Source organism: Streptomyces sp. NPDC036984 (genome assembly GCF_055607665.1).
This window is the reverse complement of record NZ_JBVJRL010000002.1, coordinates 12,554-32,235: the sequence shown is the minus strand read 5'-3', so window position 1 is coordinate 32,235 and position 19,682 is coordinate 12,554. Positions and strand designations below refer to the sequence as shown.

Annotated in this window: 21 protein-coding genes and 1 pseudogene; 14 read left to right on the top strand and 8 right to left on the bottom strand. The window is 71.4% G+C overall.

What is annotated here, in order from left to right; translation table 11 throughout:
* Positions 1–16: 16 nt before the first annotated feature.
* The 8 genes from mshD to ACZ7DL_RS04045 all read left to right on the top strand — a co-directional run bounded on the left by mshD (position 17) and on the right by ACZ7DL_RS04045 (position 8,268).
* The gene (gene mshD, locus ACZ7DL_RS04080; protein WP_470771265.1) at positions 17–943 is read left to right on the top strand and encodes a mycothiol synthase; all 927 of its coding nucleotides are present in this window, start codon (positions 17–19) and stop codon (positions 941–943) included.
* Between the two features lie 92 nt (positions 944–1,035).
* Positions 1,036–1,422 (top strand): GntR family transcriptional regulator, encoded by a 387-nt coding sequence (locus ACZ7DL_RS04075; RefSeq protein ID WP_470771263.1) that lies wholly within the window; start codon positions 1,036–1,038, stop codon positions 1,420–1,422.
* Entirely contained in the window at positions 1,419–2,333 is a 915-nt protein-coding gene (locus tag ACZ7DL_RS04070; protein WP_470771261.1) for an ABC transporter ATP-binding protein, read from the top strand. The genes ACZ7DL_RS04075 and ACZ7DL_RS04070 overlap by 4 nt, the downstream gene beginning before the upstream one ends.
* Positions 2,330–3,373, top strand: coding sequence for an ABC transporter permease (locus tag ACZ7DL_RS04065; protein WP_470771259.1), 1,044 nt, complete (start codon positions 2,330–2,332; stop codon positions 3,371–3,373). The genes ACZ7DL_RS04070 and ACZ7DL_RS04065 overlap by 4 nt, the downstream gene beginning before the upstream one ends.
* Entirely contained in the window at positions 3,370–4,125 is a 756-nt protein-coding gene (locus tag ACZ7DL_RS04060) for a hypothetical protein (protein WP_470771257.1), read from the top strand. Before ACZ7DL_RS04065 ends, ACZ7DL_RS04060 begins: the two co-directional genes overlap by 4 nt.
* Positions 4,126–4,283: 158 nt before the next feature.
* Complete coding sequence (locus tag ACZ7DL_RS04055; protein WP_470771256.1) at positions 4,284–6,644, top strand: RNA degradosome polyphosphate kinase; 2,361 nt, start codon at positions 4,284–4,286, stop codon at positions 6,642–6,644.
* Positions 6,625–7,821 (top strand): CHAD domain-containing protein, encoded by a 1,197-nt coding sequence (locus ACZ7DL_RS04050; RefSeq protein WP_470771254.1) that lies wholly within the window; start codon positions 6,625–6,627, stop codon positions 7,819–7,821. The genes ACZ7DL_RS04055 and ACZ7DL_RS04050 overlap by 20 nt, the downstream gene beginning before the upstream one ends.
* 18 nt (positions 7,822–7,839) lie before the next feature.
* Positions 7,840–8,268, top strand: a complete 429-nt coding sequence (locus ACZ7DL_RS04045) for an NUDIX hydrolase (protein WP_470771253.1) — start codon at positions 7,840–7,842, stop codon at positions 8,266–8,268.
* A gap of 68 nt (positions 8,269–8,336) precedes the next feature.
* Here ACZ7DL_RS04045 and ACZ7DL_RS04040 read toward each other — a convergent pair.
* Positions 8,337–8,474 (bottom strand): annotated as a pseudogene (locus ACZ7DL_RS04040) (DUF6624 domain-containing protein); the annotation flags it as partial.
* 225 nt (positions 8,475–8,699) lie between these two features.
* Between ACZ7DL_RS04040 and ACZ7DL_RS04035 the strand changes: the two are divergent.
* Positions 8,700–8,849, top strand: a complete 150-nt coding sequence (locus ACZ7DL_RS04035; protein ID WP_470771251.1) for a hypothetical protein — start codon at positions 8,700–8,702, stop codon at positions 8,847–8,849.
* 39 nt (positions 8,850–8,888) lie between these two features.
* Here the strand turns inward: ACZ7DL_RS04035 and ACZ7DL_RS04030 are convergent, their stop codons facing one another.
* Entirely contained in the window at positions 8,889–9,074 is a 186-nt protein-coding gene (locus ACZ7DL_RS04030) for a hypothetical protein (RefSeq protein WP_470771250.1), read from the bottom strand.
* Between the two features lie 142 nt (positions 9,075–9,216).
* On the opposite strand from ACZ7DL_RS04030, the gene ACZ7DL_RS04025 reads away from it, so the two are divergent.
* Positions 9,217–10,077 (top strand): SCO4651 family lipoprotein, encoded by an 861-nt coding sequence (locus ACZ7DL_RS04025; protein WP_470771249.1) that lies wholly within the window; start codon positions 9,217–9,219, stop codon positions 10,075–10,077.
* Positions 10,078–10,187: 110 nt separating this feature from the next.
* Entirely contained in the window at positions 10,188–10,370 is a 183-nt protein-coding gene (locus ACZ7DL_RS04020; protein WP_470771247.1) for a hypothetical protein, read from the top strand.
* Positions 10,371–10,386: 16 nt separating this feature from the next.
* On the opposite strand, the gene ACZ7DL_RS04015 is transcribed toward ACZ7DL_RS04020, so the two are convergent.
* The gene (locus ACZ7DL_RS04015) at positions 10,387–10,692 is read right to left on the bottom strand and encodes a metal-sensitive transcriptional regulator (protein WP_470771245.1); all 306 of its coding nucleotides are present in this window, start codon (positions 10,690–10,692) and stop codon (positions 10,387–10,389) included.
* 218 nt (positions 10,693–10,910) lie between these two features.
* Here ACZ7DL_RS04015 and ACZ7DL_RS04010 point away from each other — a divergent pair, with 218 nt between their 5' ends.
* Both ACZ7DL_RS04010 and ACZ7DL_RS04005 read left to right on the top strand, forming a co-directional pair.
* Complete coding sequence (locus ACZ7DL_RS04010; RefSeq protein ID WP_073901268.1) at positions 10,911–11,531, top strand: DUF47 domain-containing protein; 621 nt, start codon at positions 10,911–10,913, stop codon at positions 11,529–11,531.
* 7 nt (positions 11,532–11,538) lie between these two features.
* Entirely contained in the window at positions 11,539–12,537 is a 999-nt protein-coding gene (locus ACZ7DL_RS04005) for an inorganic phosphate transporter (RefSeq protein ID WP_470771244.1), read from the top strand.
* Positions 12,538–12,849: 312 nt separating this feature from the next.
* Here ACZ7DL_RS04005 and pstB read toward each other — a convergent pair whose 3' ends face one another.
* The 4 genes from pstB to pstS form a co-directional block, all read right to left on the bottom strand.
* Positions 12,850–13,626 carry a phosphate ABC transporter ATP-binding protein PstB gene (pstB, locus tag ACZ7DL_RS04000; protein WP_470771243.1) on the bottom strand — a complete coding sequence of 259 codons (777 nt, stop codon included), beginning with the start codon at positions 13,624–13,626 and terminating at the stop codon, positions 12,850–12,852.
* A 72-nt stretch (positions 13,627–13,698) separates the two neighbouring features.
* Positions 13,699–14,760, bottom strand: a complete 1,062-nt coding sequence (gene pstA, locus ACZ7DL_RS03995) for a phosphate ABC transporter permease PstA (protein ID WP_470771242.1) — start codon at positions 14,758–14,760, stop codon at positions 13,699–13,701.
* The gene (gene pstC, locus ACZ7DL_RS03990; RefSeq protein WP_470771240.1) at positions 14,757–15,761 is read right to left on the bottom strand and encodes a phosphate ABC transporter permease subunit PstC; all 1,005 of its coding nucleotides are present in this window, start codon (positions 15,759–15,761) and stop codon (positions 14,757–14,759) included. The genes pstA and pstC overlap by 4 nt, the downstream gene beginning before the upstream one ends.
* Positions 15,762–15,876: 115 nt before the next feature.
* Positions 15,877–17,001 carry a phosphate ABC transporter substrate-binding protein PstS gene (gene pstS, locus ACZ7DL_RS03985; protein ID WP_470771238.1) on the bottom strand — a complete coding sequence of 375 codons (1,125 nt, stop codon included), beginning with the start codon at positions 16,999–17,001 and terminating at the stop codon, positions 15,877–15,879.
* Between the two features lie 328 nt (positions 17,002–17,329).
* Here pstS and ACZ7DL_RS03980 point away from each other — a divergent pair, with 328 nt between their 5' ends.
* Positions 17,330–18,901 carry an FAD-binding oxidoreductase gene (locus tag ACZ7DL_RS03980; protein WP_470771236.1) on the top strand — a complete coding sequence of 524 codons (1,572 nt, stop codon included), beginning with the start codon at positions 17,330–17,332 and terminating at the stop codon, positions 18,899–18,901.
* Positions 18,902–18,978: 77 nt separating this feature from the next.
* On the opposite strand, the gene ACZ7DL_RS03975 is transcribed toward ACZ7DL_RS03980, so the two are convergent.
* A complete protein-coding gene (locus tag ACZ7DL_RS03975; protein WP_470771234.1) occupies positions 18,979–19,674 on the bottom strand; it encodes a phosphatase PAP2 family protein in 696 nt (231 codons plus the stop codon).
* Between the last annotated feature and the right edge of the window lie 8 nt (positions 19,675–19,682).

The window sequence follows — 19,682 nt, the reverse complement described above, 5'->3', positions numbered from 1 at the left end:
CCGTACCCTCGTACGCATGAGCAGCGACGACACCGTACGGGGCTTCCCCGCCCGCTCCATCGAGACCCAATCCGCGCTCACCCCGGACCGGGCCGGGGCCGTGCTGAGCCTGATCGGCGAGGCCGCCGCGGTCGACGGCCAGCAGCCGGTGTCCGAGCAGGGCCGGCTTCAGCTGCGCGGGGGCACCCGCGAGGGCGTCTCGCATCTGCTGCTGACCGTCGACGGCGAACTCGTGGGCTACGCCCAGCTGGAGGACACCGACCCGGTGGAGGCACCGGCCGCCGAACTGGTCGTGCATCCCGCGCACCGCGGGCACGGACACGGCCGGGCGCTCGGCGCGGCCCTGCTCGCCGCCTCCGGCAAGCGGCTGCGGGTGTGGGCGCACGGCGGACACCCCGCCGCCCGGCACCTCGCCCAGGTGCTCGGCCTGACCCTGTTCCGCGAACTGCGCCAGATGCGGCGGCCGTTGGCCGGCCTGGAGCCGGCCGAGCCGGCGCTGCCGGAGGGCGTGACCGTGCGCGCCTTCGTGCCGGGCAAGGACGACGCGGCCTGGCTCACGGTGAACGCGGCCGCCTTCGCCCACCACCCGGAGCAGGGCTCGCTGACCCAGCGGGACCTGGACGACCGCAAGGCCGAGCCGTGGTTCGACCCGGCCGGGTTCTTCCTCGCCGAGCGGCGCGGGGAGCTGATCGGCTTCCACTGGACCAAGGTGCACGCCGAGGAGGGGCTCGGCGAGGTGTACGTGCTCGGGGTGCGGCCCGGCGAGCAGGGCGGCGGGCTCGGCAAGGCGCTGACCATGATCGGGCTGCGCCATCTGGCCGCCCAGCAGCTGCCGACCGCGATGCTCTACGTCGACGCGGACAACAAGGCGGCGGTGTCGGTGTACGAGCGGCTGGGCTTCACGGTCCACGAGACGGACCTGATGTACCGCACCGAAACCTGACATTCCCCTCACCAGGGGCGGTCGCATTTGACGGCCGCCCCTCTTTTGCACCACCCTTTCACTACTCAATTAGTGAAAGGGTGGTTGTACCGATGGTCGAGTACCGCATCGACCGGCACAGCGGCGTGGCCACCTATGTGCAGATCGTCCAGCAGACCAAGCAGGCCCTCCGGCTGGGCCTGCTGGAGCCGGGGGACCGGCTGCCCACGGCACGCGAGGTGGTGGAGGCGACCGCCATCAACCCCAACACCGTCCTGAAGGCGTACCGCGAACTGGAACGCGAGGGCCTGGTGGAGGCGCGGCGCGGGCTCGGCACCTTCGTCCGGCGGTCCCTGGGGGCCGCCCCCGCCGACTCCCCGCTGCGCACGGAGCTGGAGGAGTGGGCGGACCGCGCCCGCGCCGCCGGTCTGGAGCGGGACGACGTGGCCGCACTCTTCACTGCCGTACTCGACCAGCACTTCCAGGGAGACCCGACATGAGCAGCGACACGGCGTTGAGGGCCGACGCTCTGGGGAAACGGTTCGGCCGACGCTGGGGACTCCCCCGGCCCGAGCGGAGCCGGCAGCTCGGGGCAGGCTGGGCCCTGCGGGACTGCTCGTTCCGGCTGCCCGCCGGCCGGGTGTGCGCGGTCGTCGGCCCCAACGGCGCCGGCAAGTCGACCCTGCTGGCCCTGGCCGCCGGGCTCACCGCCCCCACCGAGGGCAGCGTGACCGTCCTCGGCACCACGCCCGCCCAGGCCCGCCCCCGGGTCGGCTTCGTCGCCCAGGACAAGCCGCTGTACCCGCAGCTCAGCATCGCCGAGACACTGCTCATGGGCGCCGACCTCAACCCGGAGCGCTGGGACGCGGCCGTCGCCGAGCGGGTCGTCGCGCGCGGCGACCTGGACCCGAAGGCCCGCATCCGCTCCCTCTCCGGCGGCCAGCGCACCCGGGTCGCGCTCGCCCTCGCCCTCGGCAAACGGCCCGAGCTGCTGCTCCTGGACGAGCCGATGGCCGACCTCGACCCGCTGGCCCGGCACGAGCTGATGGGCACGCTGATGGCCGAGGCCGCCCAGTACGGCACCACCATCGTGATGTCCTCGCACGTCGTCGCCGAACTGGAGGACTCCTGCGACCATCTGCTGCTGGTCGGCGACGGCCGGATCCGGCTGGCCGGGGAGATCGACGAGCTGCTCGCCGCCCACCTGCGGGTGACCGGCGCCGCCGACGCCGCCCGCCTCGGCCCGCACACCGTGGTGGAGTCCCGGGTCACCGGCCGCCAGCTGACCGCGCTGATCCGCCCGGCCGGACGGCTCACCGGCGACTGGCGCACCTCGCCACCCTCCCTGGAGGAACTGGTCCTCGCCCATCTGCGCAACCCCGGCGCCCCGAGCATGGAGAGTGCCGCGTGATCACCGCCCCGACCCACCCGACGCCCGCCCGGCCGCGCACCGTCCGCTGGCTGCTGCGCCTGCACCGCCCCGCGCTGTACGGCTGGGCCGCCTTCGTCGTCGTCCTGGCCGGCGCGCTGCTGTGGCTGTGGGGCCCGCTCGCCGACGCCGCCGCGGCGGCCTGGCAGCAGTACCAGGCCACCTGCAGAGCCGCCGGCACGTGCCGGTACGACCAGGACGCGCTCCTGCGCTACTCGGACGTCTACGACTACACGACCCTCGGCATCCTGGCCATCCCGTTCCTGGCCGCCGGCTGGGCGGCGGCCGCCCTGACCGGCCGGGAGCTGGAGACCGGCACGGCGCGGCTCGCCTGGACCCAGGGCGTCTCCCCGCTGCGCCGGCTGGCCGCCCAGCTCACCGTCCCGGCCGCCCTGCTCTGCGCAGGTACCGGCCTGCTGGTGGTCCTGCACCGCCTGGCGCGGTCGGCGGGCGGGGGCAGCCCCGACACCGCCAAGCCCTGGTACGAGCCGGTCACCTTCTACTCCAACGGCCCGCTGCCCATCGGTCTCGCGCTGGCCGGCCTGGTCCTCGGCGCCCTCGTCGGGCTGCTCCTCGGCCGCTCGCTGCTGGCGCTGTGCACCGCCCCGCTCACCATGGCCGCGCTGTGGATCGCCGTCCACATGACCCTGCCGTACCTGTGGCCCGTCGCCACCAGCGTCAGCGGCCGCGGCGGCTTCCCCCACTACACGGGCATCAAGGTGGAGGAGGGCGTCATCACCTCGACCGGCGCCCATCTGCCCAGCGTCTGTGTGAGCGACGCCGGCAGTTTCTGCCGGGCCTTCAACGACAAACACGGCGTCGAAGGCTTCTACATCGACCATCACCCCCTCTCCCACTACTGGCCGCTCCAGCTGACCGCGACCGGCGTCCTCCTCGCCCTCGCCGTCCTGCTGGCCGCACCGGCCTTCTGGCTGGTACGGCGCCGGACCACCGGCGCCGCCGTCCGCACGGAAGCCGCCGGCACCCCGTCGTCCACGGCCCGCACCGGAGCCGCCGCATGACCACCACCCTCGCCCCCGCCCGCCCGGCCACCGGCCGCACCCTGCTGCGGCTGCACCGCCCGGCCCTGCTCGCCTGGACCGCCTTCGTGCTCCTCGCCGTCGGCCAACTGCTCCGCATCCACTACTGGGCGGCCCCCCGGGACCGGTCCTGCGCGCGGTCCGGCCACTGGTGCACGTACACCGCCTTCACCGACACCGACAACGTCATGAACGCCCTCGGCGAGGCCCTTTCCTACGCCCCCTGCGCCGTGGCCGCCTGGGCCGGGGCCGCACTGATCGGCCGCGAGCTGGAGTCCGGTACCGCGCGGCTGGCCTGGACCCAGGCCGTCACCCCGGTCCGCTGGCTGACCGCGAAACTGACCACGGCCGCGCTGCCGCTGCTCGCCGGCACCACGGTGCTCGCCCTGGCCTTCGGCCGGGTCTGGTCCGCCGACCGGGACGTCCTGGTCACGCACTGGACCTGGGACCGCGTCTTCGTGCCGCGCGGCCCGCTGCTGCCCGCCCTGGCGCTGTTCGCACTGGCCGCGGGCGCCCTCGCCGGGCTGGCCCTGCGCCGTACGCTCCCGGCGCTCGCCGCCGCAGGGGCCGCGACCCTCGCGCTGCGGCTGTGTCTGCGCGACCTGTGGCAGCCTCTGCGCGGCCCGCTCACCGGTTTCTGGCCGCTGCACCTGGCCGCCACCGGCATGGTCCTCGCCCTCACCGCGGCCGCCACCGTCGCCGCGTACACCGTCCTGCGCCACCGGGTCTCCTGAGCCCGGGGCGCGCGCCGGTCCGGTACGCCCCTCCACGGGGGGAGGGACGTGCCGGACCGGTGTTTTCGCATCCGGCGATCCCTTCGGGCCGCTCCGCGCTATCCCGCACGTCATGTCGCCGTAACCATTGATTCAGCCGGACTTGCGACGCTCGGCCAATGAAGCCCGCCGTGCCAGAGCCTTCGCCACCCCCCGAGGGGCCCGCGGGGAACGGGGCTGTGACGCTCCCGCCCGCACGTTCCGACGCGCTTGTGTCACCCGTTGCGCGGAAGAATGGGTTCATGAGTCAGCAAGACACCCAGGCCGAGGTCCAGCACCCGCAGCCCCCCGTGGGCTCCATCGCCGCGCGCCGGCAGCGTGCCGTCGCCGCCGCGGTCTCCGATCTGGCACCCGACCTCGACGCGGATCTCGACGGGTACGAGGAGTCCGAGGCCGACGGCACCCCCTTGCCCCAGGGTCGCTTCCTCGACCGTGAGCGCAGCTGGCTCGCCTTCAACGAGCGTGTCCTGGAACTGGCCGAGGACCCGAACACCCCCCTGCTCGAGCGCGCGAACTTCCTCGCGATCTTCGCCAGCAACCTGGACGAGTTCTTCATGGTCCGGGTCGCCGGCCTGAAGCGCCGTATCGCCACCGGCGTCGCCACCCGCTCCGCCTCCGGCCTCCAGCCGCGCGAGGTGCTGGAGATGATCTGGGCCCGTTCCCGCGAGCTGATGGCCCGGCACGCCGCCTGCTACCACGAGGACGTCGCCCCCGCGCTCGCCGAGGAGGGCATCCACCTGGTCCGCTGGTCCGAGCTGACCGAGAAGGAGCAGGCCCGCCTCTTCACGCTCTTCCGGCACCAGATCTTCCCGGTCCTCACCCCGCTGGCCGTCGACCCCGCGCACCCCTTCCCGTACATCTCCGGCCTCTCCCTGAACCTGGCCGTCGTCGTACGCAACCCGGTCAGCGGCCACAAGCACTTCGCGCGCGTGAAGGTGCCGCCGCTGCTCTCCCGCTTCCTGGAGGCCTCCCCGGGCCGCTACGTCCCCATCGAGGACGTCATCGCGGCCCCCAACCACCTGGAAGAGCTGTTCCCCGGCATGGAGATCCTGGAGCACCACGCCTTCCGGATCACCCGCAACGAGGACCTGGAGGTCGAGGAGGACGACGCCGAGAACCTCCTCCAGGCCCTGGAGAAGGAACTGATGCGGCGCCGCTTCGGCCCGCCGGTGCGCCTGGAGGTCGAGGAGTCCATCGACCGCGAGGTGCTGGACCTGCTGGTCCGCGAGCTGAAGATCTCCGAGGCCGAGGTCTATCCGCTGCCCGGCCCGCTCGACCTCACCGGCCTGTTCCGCATCCACAGCCTCGACCGGCCGGAGCTGAAGTACCCCAAGTTCGTCGCCGGCACCCACCGCGACCTCGCCGAGGTGGAGTCGGCGTCCGCGCCCGACATCTTCGCGGCCCTGCGCGCCCGGGACGTGCTCCTGCACCACCCGTACGACAGCTTCTCCACCTCCGTGCAGGCGTTCCTGGAGCAGGCGGCGGCCGACCCGGACGTCCTCGCCATCAAGCAGACCCTGTACCGCACCTCCGGCGACTCCCCGATCGTCGACGCGCTCATCGACGCCGCCGAGTCCGGCAAGCAGGTCCTCGTCCTGGTCGAGATCAAGGCCCGCTTCGACGAGCACGCCAACATCAAGTGGGCGCGCAAGCTGGAGGAGGCCGGCTGTCACGTCGTCTACGGCCTGGTCGGCCTGAAGACGCACTGCAAGCTGTCCCTGGTGGTCCGCCAGGAGGGCGAGACCCTGCGCCGCTACAGCCACGTCGGCACCGGCAACTACCACCCGAAGACCGCCCGCCTGTACGAGGACCTCGGCCTGCTCACCGCCGATCCGCAGGTCGGCGCCGACCTCTCCGACCTCTTCAACCGGCTGTCCGGCTACTCGCGCCGCGAGACCTACCGCCGCCTGCTGGTGGCCCCCAAGTCCCTGCGCGACGGCCTGGTCTCCCGAATAGACAAGGAGATCCAGCACCACCGCGCGGGCCGTCCGGCCTTCGTCCGCATCAAGGTCAACTCGATGGTCGACGAAGTGGTCATCGACGCCCTGTACCGGGCGTCCGAGGCGGGCGTGCCGGTCGACATCTGGGTGCGGGGCATCTGCGCCGTCCGTCCGGGCGTCGCGGGCCTCTCGGAGAACATCCGGGTCCGCTCCATCCTCGGCCGCTTCCTCGAACACTCCCGGGTGTTCGCCTTCGGCAACGGCGGCGAGCCCGAGGTGTGGATCGGCAGCGCCGACATGATGCACCGCAACCTCGACCGCCGGATAGAGGCCCTGGTCCGGGTCGTCGACCCCGGCCACCGCGCAGCCCTCAACCGGCTGCTGGACACCGGCATGTCCGACGGCACCGCGTCCTGGCACCTCGGCCCGGACGGCGAGTGGACCCGGCACGCGACCGACACGGACGGCCAACCCCTGCGCAACGTCCAGGAGATGCTCATAGACGCCCGGAGGCGCCGGCGTGGCACAGCAACACCTTGACCCGACGGACCCCACGGCCGGGGCGACGACCGGGGACGCCCTCGCGGGCTACCTGCGCGCCCAGGCCACGGAGTTCCTCCGCGCCCTGCGCCTGCACCGGGAGACCGGCGGCAACGGCGCGGGCGCCGCCGCGCGCGGACACGCGAGCGCGCGGGACGGCGGCGCGCAGGAGTCCGTCGACGCGGCCCGCGCCCTGCGCCGCGCGGCCCGCCGCATCAGCGGCAGCCTGCACACCTTCCGCCCCCTCCTCGACCCCGGCTGGTCCGAGGAGATGCGTCCCGAACTGGCCTGGCTGTCGGGCACGCTGGGCCTGGAGCACGCGTACGAGGGCCGCCTGGAAAGGCTGCTGCTGGCGCTGCACAGGCTGTCGGGCTTTACGGCGTTTCCGGCACAGGCGGTCACCACTGCGGCGGCCGGCGCAGCGGCGGGCCGAGCGGGCGACGCGGCAGCCGCCGTGGCCGTGGGCAGCCGTGCCGCCGGGACGGCACCCAGGCCGCTGCAAGCGGCACCCGTCAACACCGGTGGCCCGGCCGGCGCGACGGCGACTGCGGAACGCGGCAGCCTCACGGTCGGCGCGGCCAAAGCCGGCGCACTACTGGAACGCCAGCTCACCCTCGCCCGGACAAGGGCTCACTCCACCGCGCTCCAGGCCCTCGGCTCCTCCCGCTTTCACGCCGTCGCCGACAAGGTCGCCGTCCTGGCCAGCGAAGTCCCCCTCACCCCCACCGCCGCCACCACCGACCTCCGTCCCCTCGCCGCCGCGGCGGAGGAACGCCTCACCGACGCCATCGCCGCACTCCCCCTGCTCACCGCCGGCCACCCCTACAACGCGGAGGCCCTGGTCCACGGCCTGTCCCCGGACCCGTCCCCGCACCCGCAGGACGGCCCCTGGCACCAGGTCCGCCTGCTGCTGCGCCTGCACCGGTACGCCCGCGAAGTGCTCCACGGGGCCGCGCACACGGACGTACGGCTGCTGAGCGCGGGCCAGGCGCTGAACCGGCACCGGGACGCCTCGGAGGCGGCAGCGGCGGCGGCGCAGGCGGCCCGCACCCCGCGGATCACCCCGGCGACCGCGTACGCGCTCGGCGTGCTCCACGCCGACCAGCGGCACGAGGTGGAGGCGGCCCGGTTCGCCTTCCAGCAGGCGTGGCAGAAGGAGACCGTCAACGCGCCCTGAACCCCGAAAGGAGGCGCTGTGAAGGACACCGTGGTCCGGGCGGCCGGCTGCGTGCTGTGGCGCCGCCCTTCCTCGGGCGGCGTCGAGCTGGCCCTGGTCTTCAGGCCCAAGTGGTCCGACTGGTCCTGGCCGAAGGGCAAGCTCAAGAAGGGCGAGGCGGCTCACGCGGCTGCTCTGCGCGAAGTGCAGGAGGAGACCGGCCACACGTGTCGGCTCGGATCGGGCCTGCCGACTCTCCGCTACATCGATCAGTCGGGACGAGAGAAGGAAGTCCGGTACTGGGCCGCAGAGTCGACTGGCGGCGACTTCGCACCCAACGACGAAGTGTCCGAGTTGGTTTGGCTGTCTCCGGCGAAGGCCCGCGAGCGCCTGACCCACCAAAAAGACAGGGAACTGATCTCCGCTGCACTCGCGGCCATCGACGCCGACCGGTCCAGGGGGACCTGACATGCCGGAGCACGGACAGGCAGCGGAAGTGCGGGCAGTGATCCGCAGCACGCGACGGGAACAGCGCGTCAGGCCAGGGGGAACTCGGCGACGTACTCGTCGAAGGGCTCGATGCCGACTTCTGCGCGGAGTTCGTTCATGCGCTCGGGCTCTTCACAAGGCCACGGAATCGGTGCCCCGTCCTTCACGCCGGCGATTTGAGTGCCTACCCCCGAAGCCGGAGCCGGATCGCCATGACGGGGACGAGCTGCGGGGCACCGCCCCACTGGCGGCTGGGGAAGGCGGGCCTGATGGCTGTGCAGTTCCCGCCCGGCGCGCCGCAGGCGCGCCCTTGCCCTCGATGAGGATGCCGGTCCCGTTCACCACCAACGCGTCCCGCAGGGCGATGACGTCACGAGGCAGCCGGTACGCCGAACACCGAGGTGGACCGCGTGCTGTGGATCTCCCCGGCCACGGCCCGGTCCCGTCTCACCCAGCCCCGCGACCGGGACCTGGTGGACGCGCCGGGCCGCCCGCCCGGCCGCATGGAACGGCGGGGCGGAACGGCTGGGTCGAACGGCTGGGCCAAGCGGCGGGGCTGAGGGGCGGAGCTGAGCGGCGAGCGGCGAGGCCAGGCCCCGTCACAGACCCGCCGTGTGCCCCTCTGCGTCCGTGCGGGCCTGGCTGCGGGCCCGGCGGGCGGGGCCGCGCCAGCCGCAGCTGCACCGGGCCACACAGAAGCGGCCCTGCTCCATCGTCGTCGTGAGGTGTTCCTGCCCGGACGGGGCACGCTCCGGCCCGTCCTGCGGTGCCGCGGTGACTGCCACGCCGACAACGTTACCCAGCCCTTCGCCGACGAGTCGTTGCGGCTCCCGCCGGCCCCCGGCGGCGCGTGACGGCACCCCCTACCCGTCGTTAACCGATCGACAGGGGGCCCGTGACGGACACACCGGCTGGGGGTAACAGGCGATGGAGCGGCGGCAGCACAGGCGCGCGGGCGGAACGGTCGTCGCGGTGGGCATCCTCCTCGGCCTCGGTGCCGGCACCACGGGCTGTTCCGGCAGCGGGGCCGCCGCCGAGGACGTCAAGGGTCCGGGAGACCCCGTCGCCGCCCTGCACCGGGCCGCCGAGGCGCTGCGCGACGCGGGCAGCTCCAAGGCGAGCACCTCGATGGAGATGGCCACGGGCGGCACCCGGGTCACCATCCGCGGCAGGGGCGTCTACGACTACCGGCGCCGCCTCGGCCGGCTCACCGTGATGCTGCCCGAGGACCCCACGGGCGCCTCCGAACACCGGCCCATCACCGAACTCCTCGCCCCGGGCGCCCTGTACATGAAGAACCGGGGCGCGGGCGTGCCCGCCGACAAGTGGGTGCGGGTGGAGACCGCGACGCTGTCCGACGGCAATCTGGTCACCGGCGGCGCGACCGACCCGTACGCGGCCGCCGAGGTGCTGCGCGGGACGCGGGAGGCCACCTTCGTGGGCCGGACCGAGGTCGCCGGGACGGCGGTGCGGCACTATCGGGGCACCGCCGATCTGAGCCGTGCGGCGCGCTACGCCGCCGCCGGCGACAGGGCGTCCCTGGCAGCGGCGGCGAAAGGGTTCGCCACGGCCGAGGTGCCGTTCGACGCCTATCTGGACGACCAGGGGCGCATCCGCAAGCTCCGGCAGCGCTTCAGCTTCGTCAACGGCCGCGCGAAGACCGGGGTGGCGGTCGCCTCGACACTGCTGCTGTACGACTTCGGTGCGCCCACCGACGTACGGCTGCCGGCCCCGACGGACATCTACGCGGGCCGGATCGCCGAGGAGGAGAGCCCGGATGGCGCTTGAATCCGGCCATGGCACTAGTCCGGGACGCCCTCCCGTAAGTAGCCCGTCCGTGCCATGCGCGGCGTGTAGACCGCTGCCTACTCTAGGAAGTCGGTGACGGCAGGGAAGAGGTGAGGCGGGTGGCTCCGGTCGGCGGTACGGCGGTTCAGGACCACGTGGCCCTCGCCGAGATCGAGCTGTGCGGGGAGTTGATCATCGCGGCTTCGGCCGCCGAGGACCGGCTCAGCCTGGAGAGCATCGACGAGGTGCTGCGGGTGGCCAAGGAGCGGGATCCGGACAGCGCCGCGGACTGAGCGCGAGCCGGGCGGGTCAGCTGCGCAGCAGGCGGCCGATCGCCTTCGTCGCCTCGTCCACCTTCGCGTCGATCTCGTCGCCGCCCTTGAGGGCCGCGTCCGCCACGCAGTGCCGCAGGTGCTCCTCGAGCAGCTGGAGCGCGAAGGACTGGAGGGCCTTGGTGGAGGCGGAGACCTGCGTGAGTATGTCGATGCAGTACGTGTCCTCCTCCACCATGCGCTGGAGGCCGCGGATCTGCCCCTCGATGCGGCGCAGCCGCTTGAGGTGTTCGTCCTTCTGCTTGTGGTAGCCGTGCGTGGCGCCGGCCTCGGTCGTCGTCATCGCGGGCCTCCATCTCGGGACGAGCTGCGGACACGAAAAGGGATATATACCCCTGGAGGGTATATGGTACCGAACTTTCCGGGGTAGGGGGCCCTTGGTACGCCCCCGTGCTGATCACTCTGCCCGATGGGCGACACTGGGATGCGGCCCGATAGCCGTGGCCGGATGATGCGCCTAGCATCAGCCTGACCGAAACCGAAGCACCCCGAGGACCCCACGTGCGCTTTCGTCTGACCCCCAGGGAGACGAGCTTCTACGACATGTTCGCCGCGTCCGCGGACAACATCGTCACCGGCTCGAAGCTCCTGATGGAACTGCTCGGGGCGGACTCCTCCGCCCGGGCCGAGATCGCAGAGCGTATGCGGGCAGCCGAACACGCCGGTGACGACGCCACGCACGCGATCTTCCACCAGTTGAACTCCTCGTTCATCACGCCGTTCGACCGGGAGGACATCTACACCCTCGCCGGCTCTTTGGACGACATCATGGACTTCATGGAGGAGGCCGTCGACCTGGTCGTTCTCTACAACGTCGAGGAACTGCCCAAGGGCGTGGAGCAGCAGATCGAGGTGCTGGCGCGCGCGGCCGAGCTGACGGCCGAAGCGATGCCGAACCTGCGCACCATGGACAACCTCACCGAGTACTGGATCGAGGTCAACCGCCTCGAGAACCAGGCCGACCAGATCCACCGCAAGCTGCTCGCCCACCTCTTCAACGGCAAGTACGACGCGATCGAGGTGCTCAAGCTCAAGCAGATCGTGGACGTCCTGGAAGAGGCGGCGGACGCGTTCGAGCACGTGGCGAACACGGTGGAGACCATCGCCGTCAAGGAGTCCTGAGGCGTCGATGGACACCTTCGCCCTGGTCGCGACCATCGCGGTCGCGCTCTTCTTCACGTACACCAACGGCTTCCACGACTCGGCGAACGCGATCGCGACGTCGGTGTCGACGCGGGCGCTGACCCCGCGGGCGGCTCTCGCCATGGCCGCGGTGATGAACCTCGCGGGTGCCTTCCTCGGCTCCGGCGTCGCCAAGACGGTCAGCGAGGGGCTGATCGAGACGCCCAAGGGCTCCACCGGGATGGGCATCCTCTTCGCGGCGCTTACCGGCGCGATCGTCTGGAACCTGGTCACCTGGTACTTCGGCCTGCCGTCCTCGTCCTCGCACGCCCTGTTCGGCGGGATGGTGGGCGCGGCGCTCGCGGGCGGCACGGACGTGCTCTGGGACGGGGTCATCGACAAGATCATCATTCCGATGTTCCTGTCCCCGCTCGTCGGTCTGCTCGTCGGTTACCTGGTCATGACGGCCATCATGTGGCTGTTCCGCCGGTCGAACCCGCACAAGGCCAAGCGGGGCTTCCGTATCGCCCAGACCGTCTCGGCCGCCGGCATGGCCCTCGGCCACGGCCTCCAGGACGCCCAGAAGACGATGGGCGTCGTGGTGCTGGCACTGGTCATTTCCGGCCACGAGACGTTCGGCGACCCGATCCCGGTCTGGGTCAAGATCGTCTGCGCGGTGATGCTGTCCCTGGGTACGTACGCCGGTGGCTGGCGGATCATGCGCACGCTGGGCCGCAAGATCATCGAATTGGACCCGCCGCAGGGATTCGCGGCGGAGGCGACCGGCGCGTCGATCATGTTCACGACCGCGTTCATCTTCAAGGCACCGATCTCCACCACCCATGTCATCACCTCGGCGATCATGGGCGTCGGCGCGACCAAGCGCCTCAACGCCGTCCGCTGGGGCGTGGCCAAGAACATCGTCCTGGGCTGGTTCATCACCATGCCGGCAGCCGCGCTGGTCGCTGCCCTGGCTTTCGGCGTGGTGAAGCTGGTGGCCCTGTAACCCCTTCTCCCACTCGCCCACCCGACTCGGCCGGCTGCCAGGCCACCGGAGCGGGTGGGCGTCCTGCTGCTTGACGAGCGCCCCCTCTCGCTCGCCCACCCTCCAGCCGGCCGAGCCGGATGGGTGGGTGGGCAGAGGCCGGGGGGAGGGGCCGAGCCCCGGCGGGGTTGGGGGCGGAACCCCCGGAACGGCGCTGAAGCCGAGCGCGGCGGCAACGCAAGGTGCCCGCCCCCGGAAAACCGGGGGCGGGCCCTTTTGCGTCCTCGCGGTGGCACCGCCATGCAGCACCGCGAGGGGTCTGTGCCGGCCGGTCTAGCCGAAGCGGCCGGAGATGTAGTCCTCCGTGGCCTGGACCGAGGGGTTGGAGAAGATCCGCTCGGTGTCGTCGATCTCGATCAGGCGCCCGGGCTGGCCGACGGCCGCCAGGTTGAAGAACGCCGTACGGTCGGAGACACGCGCCGCCTGCTGCATGTTGTGCGTCACGATGACGATCGTGAACCGTTCCTTCAGCTCACCGATCAGGTCCTCGATGGCGAGCGTGGAGATCGGGTCCAGGGCCGAGCACGGCTCGTCCATGAGCAGGACCTTCGGCTCGACCGCGATGGCTCGGGCGATGCAGAGACGCTGCTGCTGACCGCCGGAGAGACCGGAGCCCGGCTTGTTCAGGCGGTCCTTCACCTCGTTCCAGAGGTTCGCGCCCTTCAGCGACCTCTCGACGATGTCGTTCAGTTCCGACTTCTTGTAGTTGCCGTTCAGGCGCAGGCCCGCCGCCACGTTCTCGAAGATCGACATCGTGGGGAACGGGTTCGGGCGCTGGAAGACCATGCCCACCTCGCGGCGGACGGACACCGGGTCGACCCCGGCGCCGTACAGGTCCTCGTCGTCCAGGAGCACCTTGCCCTCGACGCGGCCACCGGGCGTGACCTCGTGCATACGGTTCAGCGTGCGCAGAAACGTCGACTTGCCGCAGCCGGAGGGGCCGATGAACGCCGTCACCGACCGCGGCTCGACGGTCATCGAGATGTCCTCGATCGCCTTGTGGGAGCCGTAGTAGGCGGTCAGTCCGCTTACGTCGATTCGCTTGGCCATGTCTACTTCACTTCCAGAAATTCAAGCTCGGTCGCTGTGTGGCTCCGCCCGGCGGAGCCGGAATCAGTCGCCTCAGCGACCGGACTTCGGGGCCTTCCAGCGGGCGATGCCGCGGGCCACGAGGTTGAGGATCATCACGAAGGCGATCAGCGCGAGGGACGCCGCCCAGGCCCGGTCGTACGCCGCACCGGAGCCCGCGCTGTTGGCGAACTGCTGGTAGATGTACAGCGGCAGCGAGGCCTGCGCGCCCTCGAACGGGTTGTTGTTGATGAACGGGTTGCCGAACACCAGCAGCAGCACCGGCGCGGTCTCACCGGCGATACGGGCCACCGCCAGCATCACACCGGTGGTGATACCGCCGATGGAGGTCGGCAGGACCACCTTCAGGATGGTGCGCCACTTCGGCACACCGAGCGCCAGGGACGCCTCACGCAGCTCGTTCGGGACGAGCTTGAGCATCTCCTCGGTGGAGCGGACGACGACGGGCATCATCAGGATGGCCAGGGCCAGCGAACCGGCGAAGCCGAACGGCTGCATCTCGAAGATGAGCATCAGGCTGAGGATGAACAGACCCGCGACGATCGACGGGATACCCGTCATGACGTCGACGAAGAAGGTGACCGCCTTGGCGAGCCGGCCACGGCCGTACTCGACCAGGTAGATCGCGGTGAGCACGCCGATCGGGGCACCGATGGCAGTGGCCAGACCGACCTGTTCCAGGCTGCCGATGATGGCGTGGTAGATGCCGCCGCCGGGCTCGGTGTCGGCGACGACACCCATGGAGTGCGTCAGGAAGTAGACGTCGAGAACCTTCACACCGCGGGCGACGGTCACCCAGATCAGGGAGACCAGCGGGATCACGGCGACCACGAAGGCGACCCAGACGAGGCTGGTCGCGACGCGGTCCTTGGCCTGGCGGCGGCCCTCGACGCGGGCGGCGATGCCGTACGTGCCGAGGACGAACAGGACCGCGGCGATCAGACCCCACTGAATCTTGCTGTCCAGGCCGGCGGCGGCGCTGATGCCGATCCCCAGGGCGAGGGAGCCCGCGGCGATCGCCCAGGGCGTCCACTTGGGCAGGCTGGCGGCGCGCAGGGTGCTGGGGCGCTTGTCGGTGAGGCTTGCGGTGCTCATGCGTTGGCCCCCGAGTACTCCGCGCGGCGGGCGATGATCAGCCGGGCCGCGCCGTTGACCAGCAGCGTGATGACGAACAGGACCAGACCGGAGGCGATCAGCGCGTCCCGGCCGAACTCGTTCGCCTCGCTGAACTTGCTGGCGATGTTCTGGGCGAAGGTGCCGCCGCCCGGGTTGAGCAGGCTGGCCTGGATGTCGAAGGACGGGGAGAGGACGGTGGCGACGGCCATCGTCTCGCCGAGCGCGCGGCCGAGGCCGAGCATGGAGGCGGAGATCACGCCGGAGCGGCCGAAGGGCAGCACGGCCATGCGGACGACCTCCCAGCGCGTGGCGCCGAGGGCCAGGGCCGCCTCCTCGTGCGTCTGCGGGACCTGGCGGAAGACCTCGCGGCTCACGTTGGTGATGATCGGCAGGATCATGATCGCGAGCAGGATGCCGACGGTGAGCATCGAGCGCGGCGCGCCCTCCTCCCAGGAGAAGACGCCGGTCCAGCCGAAGAAGTCGTCGAGCCAGCCGTACAGGCCGTTCATGTGCGGGACCAGCACGAGGGCGCCCCACAGGCCGTAGACGATGGACGGCACGGCGGCGAGCAGGTCGATCACGTACGCGACCGGGCCCGACATGCGGCGCGGGGCGTAGTGGGTGATGAACAGCGCGATCGCGACCGCGACCGGGACCGCGATGAGCATGGCGATGATCGAGGAGACGACCGTGCCGAACGCCAGCACCGCGATGCCGAACTTCTGCTCCAGGATGTTGGTGTTCCACTCGAAGGTGGTCAGGAAGTTGCCGTGGTCCTTGCTGATGGCGAGGGCCGCACGGTAGGTGAGGAAGGCCGCGATCGCGGCCATGATCCCCAGCAGCAGGATGCCCGAGCCGCGGGACAGACCGAGGAAGATCCGGTCACCGGGTCGGGTGGCACCACGGGCCGCGCGCTTCTGCTCGGCGACCTTGGCCTGGGGCATGGGGGGAGGTGCGTCGGTTGTCGTCGATATGTCCATCGGGTTCTCCGGTCTGCGGAGCCGTGCGCCCGCTGGGGGCCGCGGCTCATGGCGGCGGTGCACCGGACGGTGCGGCCCGGCCCCGTCGGGAACCGGGCCGCACTCTCGGATCAGGTCAGCTCAGGCTGTCGATGGTCGTGCGGACCTTGGTGATGATCTCGTCGGGCACGGGCGCGTAGCCGATGCTCGGGAGGACCTTCTGACCGTCCTCGCTCGCGACATAGCGCAGGAAGGCCTTGGTGGCGGGCAGGGTGTCCGCCTTGTTGCCCTTGTCGCAGACGATCTCGTAGGTGACCAGGGTGATCGGGTAGGCGCCCTCGGCCTTGGTCTTGTAGTCCAGCTGGAGAGCCAGGTCCTTGCCGGTGCCGACGACCTTCGCGGCGGCGATGTCGGCGGTGGCGCTCTCGGAGCTGGGCGCGACCGGCTTGCTGGCGCCGGTGTTGATGGACACGGACTTCAGGCCGTCCTTGACGTAGGACAGCTCGAAGTAGCCGATGGCGCCGGAGGTCTGCTTGACCTGCTGGGCCACACCGGCGGACTGCGGAGCGGACTGGCCGCCCTTGGCCTGCCAGGCCTTGCCGCCGGAGTACTTCCAGTTGTCCGGGGTGGTGGCGATCAGGTACTTGGTGAAGTTGTCCGTGGTGCCGGACTCGTCCGAGCGGTGGAACGCCTGGATCTTCAGGTCGGGAAGCTTCACGCCCTTGTTCAGGGCGGCGATCGCCGGGTCGTTCCACTTGGTGATCTTGCTGTCGAAGATCTTGGCGATCGTCGGGGCGTCCAGGACCAGGTTGTCGACACCCGGGACGTTGTAGCCGAGGGCGATCGGGCCGCCGACCATCGGCAGGTCGATGCCCTGGCCGCCGGAGCAGACCTTCTTGGAAGCGGTGACCTCTTCGGGCTTCAGCGCCGAGTCGGAACCGGCGAACGCGACCTGGCCCTGGGTGAACGCGGTGACACCGGCGCCGGAGCCGCCGCCCTTGTAGTTGATCTGCACGCCACAGGCCTGGGAGAACGCCTTGACCCAGGCGTCGATCGCGTTCTTCTGCGCGGAGGAGCCGTCTGCGAGGAGCTGACCCTTGGCGTCGTCACACTTGATCGAGCCGGCGGCGGACGACGACGGGTTGCCCGACTCCTTGCCGCCGTTGTCGTCGGAGCCGCACGCCGTCAGGGCCAGGGCGCCGGAGACGGCGACAGCACCGAGGGAGAGGGCGCGCAGCCGGTTCTTGCGCTGAAGGTTCACTTTCGGGGTCCTTCCAGGAGCCGCCGCTGTCGGCGGCGCGCGAGGTCGTAGAGGTGCGTGAGGGCGTGGCCGCGTTCATGGCCGCACTCGGCACCCGGTACGGCCGAAATTAGGCAGAACAGGTGAAGCCACCGATGGCCGGAAGTGAACGCGGAGTGAACCCCTGCCGTCAGCCCGGTGAGGTCACGGAATGCTTACGGGGAGAGCACATGGAGGTTCCGGCGGCCGGGTTGCCCGGACGTGTGTCCGATGTTCTTCACCCGTCAGGGGGAACCCCGGGGAGCGGCGTGTCGTCTGGTTCCACGAGAGCCGAGGAAAGGCGACGGACATGGAACGGCGTACGTTCATCTCGGGCGGCGCGGCCGCCCTGGCGACGACCGCACTGACCGCATGCGGTGCGGGCGGAGGCACGTCCGCCCCCGCGGCGGCGCACACCGGTACGCCGTCGCGATCATCGTCTCTCACGTCCCTGAGGACCACCAGCGCGGGCGCGGCCGCGAACTGGGCGGCCCTCGCCCGTGACCTGGACGGCAGCCTGGTGCGGCCCGGCGACGCGACCTGGAGGACCGCCCACCAGCTGTACAACACCCGCTTCGACGGCCTGAAGCCGGCCGCGGTCGCCTACGTCGCGCACGCCGCCGACATCCGCACGACGCTGGCGTACGCCCACGCGCACCGCATCAAGGTCTCCATACGCAACGGCGGCCACTCCTACGCCGGCTACTCCTCCGGCGACAACCGCCTGATCCTCGACGTCTCCAAGCTGAACCGGGTGCGGGCGAGCGGCGGGCAGGCGGTGGTGGGCGCCGGCGCCAAGCTGATCGACGTCTACCGCGCGCTGGCCGCGAAGGGCGTGACCATACCGGCCGGCTCCTGTCCCACCGTCGGCGTCTCCGGCCTGGTGCTCGGCGGCGGTCACGGCGTGGCCTCCCGCGCCTACGGGCTGACCTGCGACAGCCTCACCCAGGCCACCCTGATCACGGCGGACGGCACCCAGGTGACCGCCGACGCCACCCACCACTCCGACCTCTTCTGGGCCCTGCGCGGCGCCGGGAACGGCAACTTCGGCGTCGTCACCGAGCTGCACTTCAAGACCCACGCCGCGCCGCAGGCCGTCACCGCCTACCTGACCTGGCCGTGGTCCAAGGCCGCCAAGGTGCTCAAGGCCTGGCAGGAGTGGGGCCCGAGCCAGCCCGACGAGATCTGGTCCTCCCTGCACCTGTCCTGCTCCCCGGGCCGCACCCCGTCCATCTCCGTCGCCTGCTTCTCCCTCGGCACCTACGGCGAGCTCCAGAACGCCGTGGACCGCCTGGCCCACCAGGCCGGCGCGAACGCCGCCTCGGTCACCCTGCGCCGCCGTGGCTACGAGGAGGCGATGGAGATCTACGCCGGCTGCTCCTCCTTCTCCACCGACGCCCAGTGCCACCTGCCCGGCTCCACCCCGGGCCGCTCTCCGCAGGGCAAGCTGGGCCGCGAGACGTACGCGGCCCGCTCCGACTTCTTCGACCGCTCGCTGTCCGCGGCCGGTATCCAGACCGTGCTGAAGCAGATCGCCGGGGTGCGGGGCGGCGGGGGCAGCATCGCCTTCACCGCCCTCGGCGGCGCGGTCAACCGGGTCTCGCCGACCGCGACCGCGTTCGTCCACCGCCGGTCCCGGATGCTGGCCCAGTACATCGCCTCCTGGGGCGCGGGGTCCTCCGGCGCCACCGCGCAGTCCTGGCTGACCTCGGCGCACACCGCGATGAAGCCGTACGCCTCCGGCGCGGCGTACCAGAACTACACGGACTCCACGTTGAAGGACTGGAAGAAGGCGTACTACGGGGACGCGGCGACCCGGCTGGGCAAGGTGAAGAAGCAGTACGACCCGGGCCGGTTCTTCTCGTACGCGCAAGGTCTCTAGGCGGGGTCCGGGCGTGGTGCCTCGGCCGCGGGCGCGTGGGGGCCGGTCGCGCAGTTCCCCGCGCCCCTGACGGGGCGCTACGCCGCCAGGTCCCTCTCCTCGGACTCCGCCGAGCGGCGGGTGCCGGAGAGGAGGGGGACGTCCGCGGGCGATCGCTTACGGATGATCCAGCCCGCCCGCCGCGACCGCTCCACGGCCCGCATCAGCGGGGTGAGCAGGGCCGTGGCCGCCGGGGACAGCAGCAGGACGACCGCCGTACCGAGGGCGAAGCCGCCGACGACGTCCGTCGGGTAGTGCACGCCCATGTAGACCCGGCAGAAGCCCTCCAGCAGGGCCAGGCCGATGCCCGCGAGGCCGAAGCGGCGGTTGGCGACGAAGAGCCCCACGCCGAGCGCCATGGTGATCGTCGCGTGGTCGCTGACGAAGGAGAAGTCGTTCTTGCCGGTGACGAGGACGTCCAGGCCCTGGTGATCCAGGAAGGGGCGGGGGCGCCGCACGAAACCGCGTATCGGGACGTTCACCAGCACCGCGAGGCCGGCCGCGAGCGGCGCCCAGACCAGCGCGGCCACCGAGGGTGCCGCGTCCTCGCCGCCCCGGCGCCGCACCGACCACCAGCACCACAGGATCAGCAGCGCCATGGCGAGCAGCAGACCGTACTCGCCGACGAACTCCATGACCCGGTCGAACCAGCCGGGGGCGTCCTTGGCCAGGCCGTTGATGTCGTAGAGCAGGTCGACGTCGGGGTTCGCCCCGGATTCGGCGAGTAGTGCCATGGTGCTGC

Excerpts from the sequence above, each read along its gene's own strand:
- mshD (WP_470771265.1), top strand. The coding sequence starts at position 17 with ATGAGCAGCGACGACACCGTACGGGGCTTCCCCGCCCGCTCCATCGAG.
- ACZ7DL_RS04075 (WP_470771263.1), top strand. The coding sequence starts at position 1,036 with ATGGTCGAGTACCGCATCGACCGGCACAGCGGCGTGGCCACCTATGTG.
- ACZ7DL_RS04070 (WP_470771261.1), top strand. The coding sequence starts at position 1,419 with ATGAGCAGCGACACGGCGTTGAGGGCCGACGCTCTGGGGAAACGGTTC.
- ACZ7DL_RS04060 (WP_470771257.1), top strand. The coding sequence starts at position 3,370 with ATGACCACCACCCTCGCCCCCGCCCGCCCGGCCACCGGCCGCACCCTG.
- ACZ7DL_RS04055 (WP_470771256.1), top strand. The coding sequence starts at position 4,284 with ATGAAGCCCGCCGTGCCAGAGCCTTCGCCACCCCCCGAGGGGCCCGCG.
- ACZ7DL_RS04025 (WP_470771249.1), top strand. The coding sequence starts at position 9,217 with ATGGAGCGGCGGCAGCACAGGCGCGCGGGCGGAACGGTCGTCGCGGTG.
- ACZ7DL_RS04015 (WP_470771245.1), bottom strand. The coding sequence starts at position 10,692 with ATGACGACGACCGAGGCCGGCGCCACGCACGGCTACCACAAGCAGAAG.
- ACZ7DL_RS04005 (WP_470771244.1), top strand. The coding sequence starts at position 11,539 with ATGGACACCTTCGCCCTGGTCGCGACCATCGCGGTCGCGCTCTTCTTC.
- pstB (WP_470771243.1), bottom strand. The coding sequence starts at position 13,626 with ATGGCCAAGCGAATCGACGTAAGCGGACTGACCGCCTACTACGGCTCC.
- pstA (WP_470771242.1), bottom strand. The coding sequence starts at position 14,760 with ATGAGCACCGCAAGCCTCACCGACAAGCGCCCCAGCACCCTGCGCGCC.
- pstC (WP_470771240.1), bottom strand. The coding sequence starts at position 15,761 with ATGGACATATCGACGACAACCGACGCACCTCCCCCCATGCCCCAGGCC.
- ACZ7DL_RS03980 (WP_470771236.1), top strand. The coding sequence starts at position 17,330 with ATGGAACGGCGTACGTTCATCTCGGGCGGCGCGGCCGCCCTGGCGACG.
- ACZ7DL_RS03975 (WP_470771234.1), bottom strand. The coding sequence starts at position 19,674 with ATGGCACTACTCGCCGAATCCGGGGCGAACCCCGACGTCGACCTGCTC.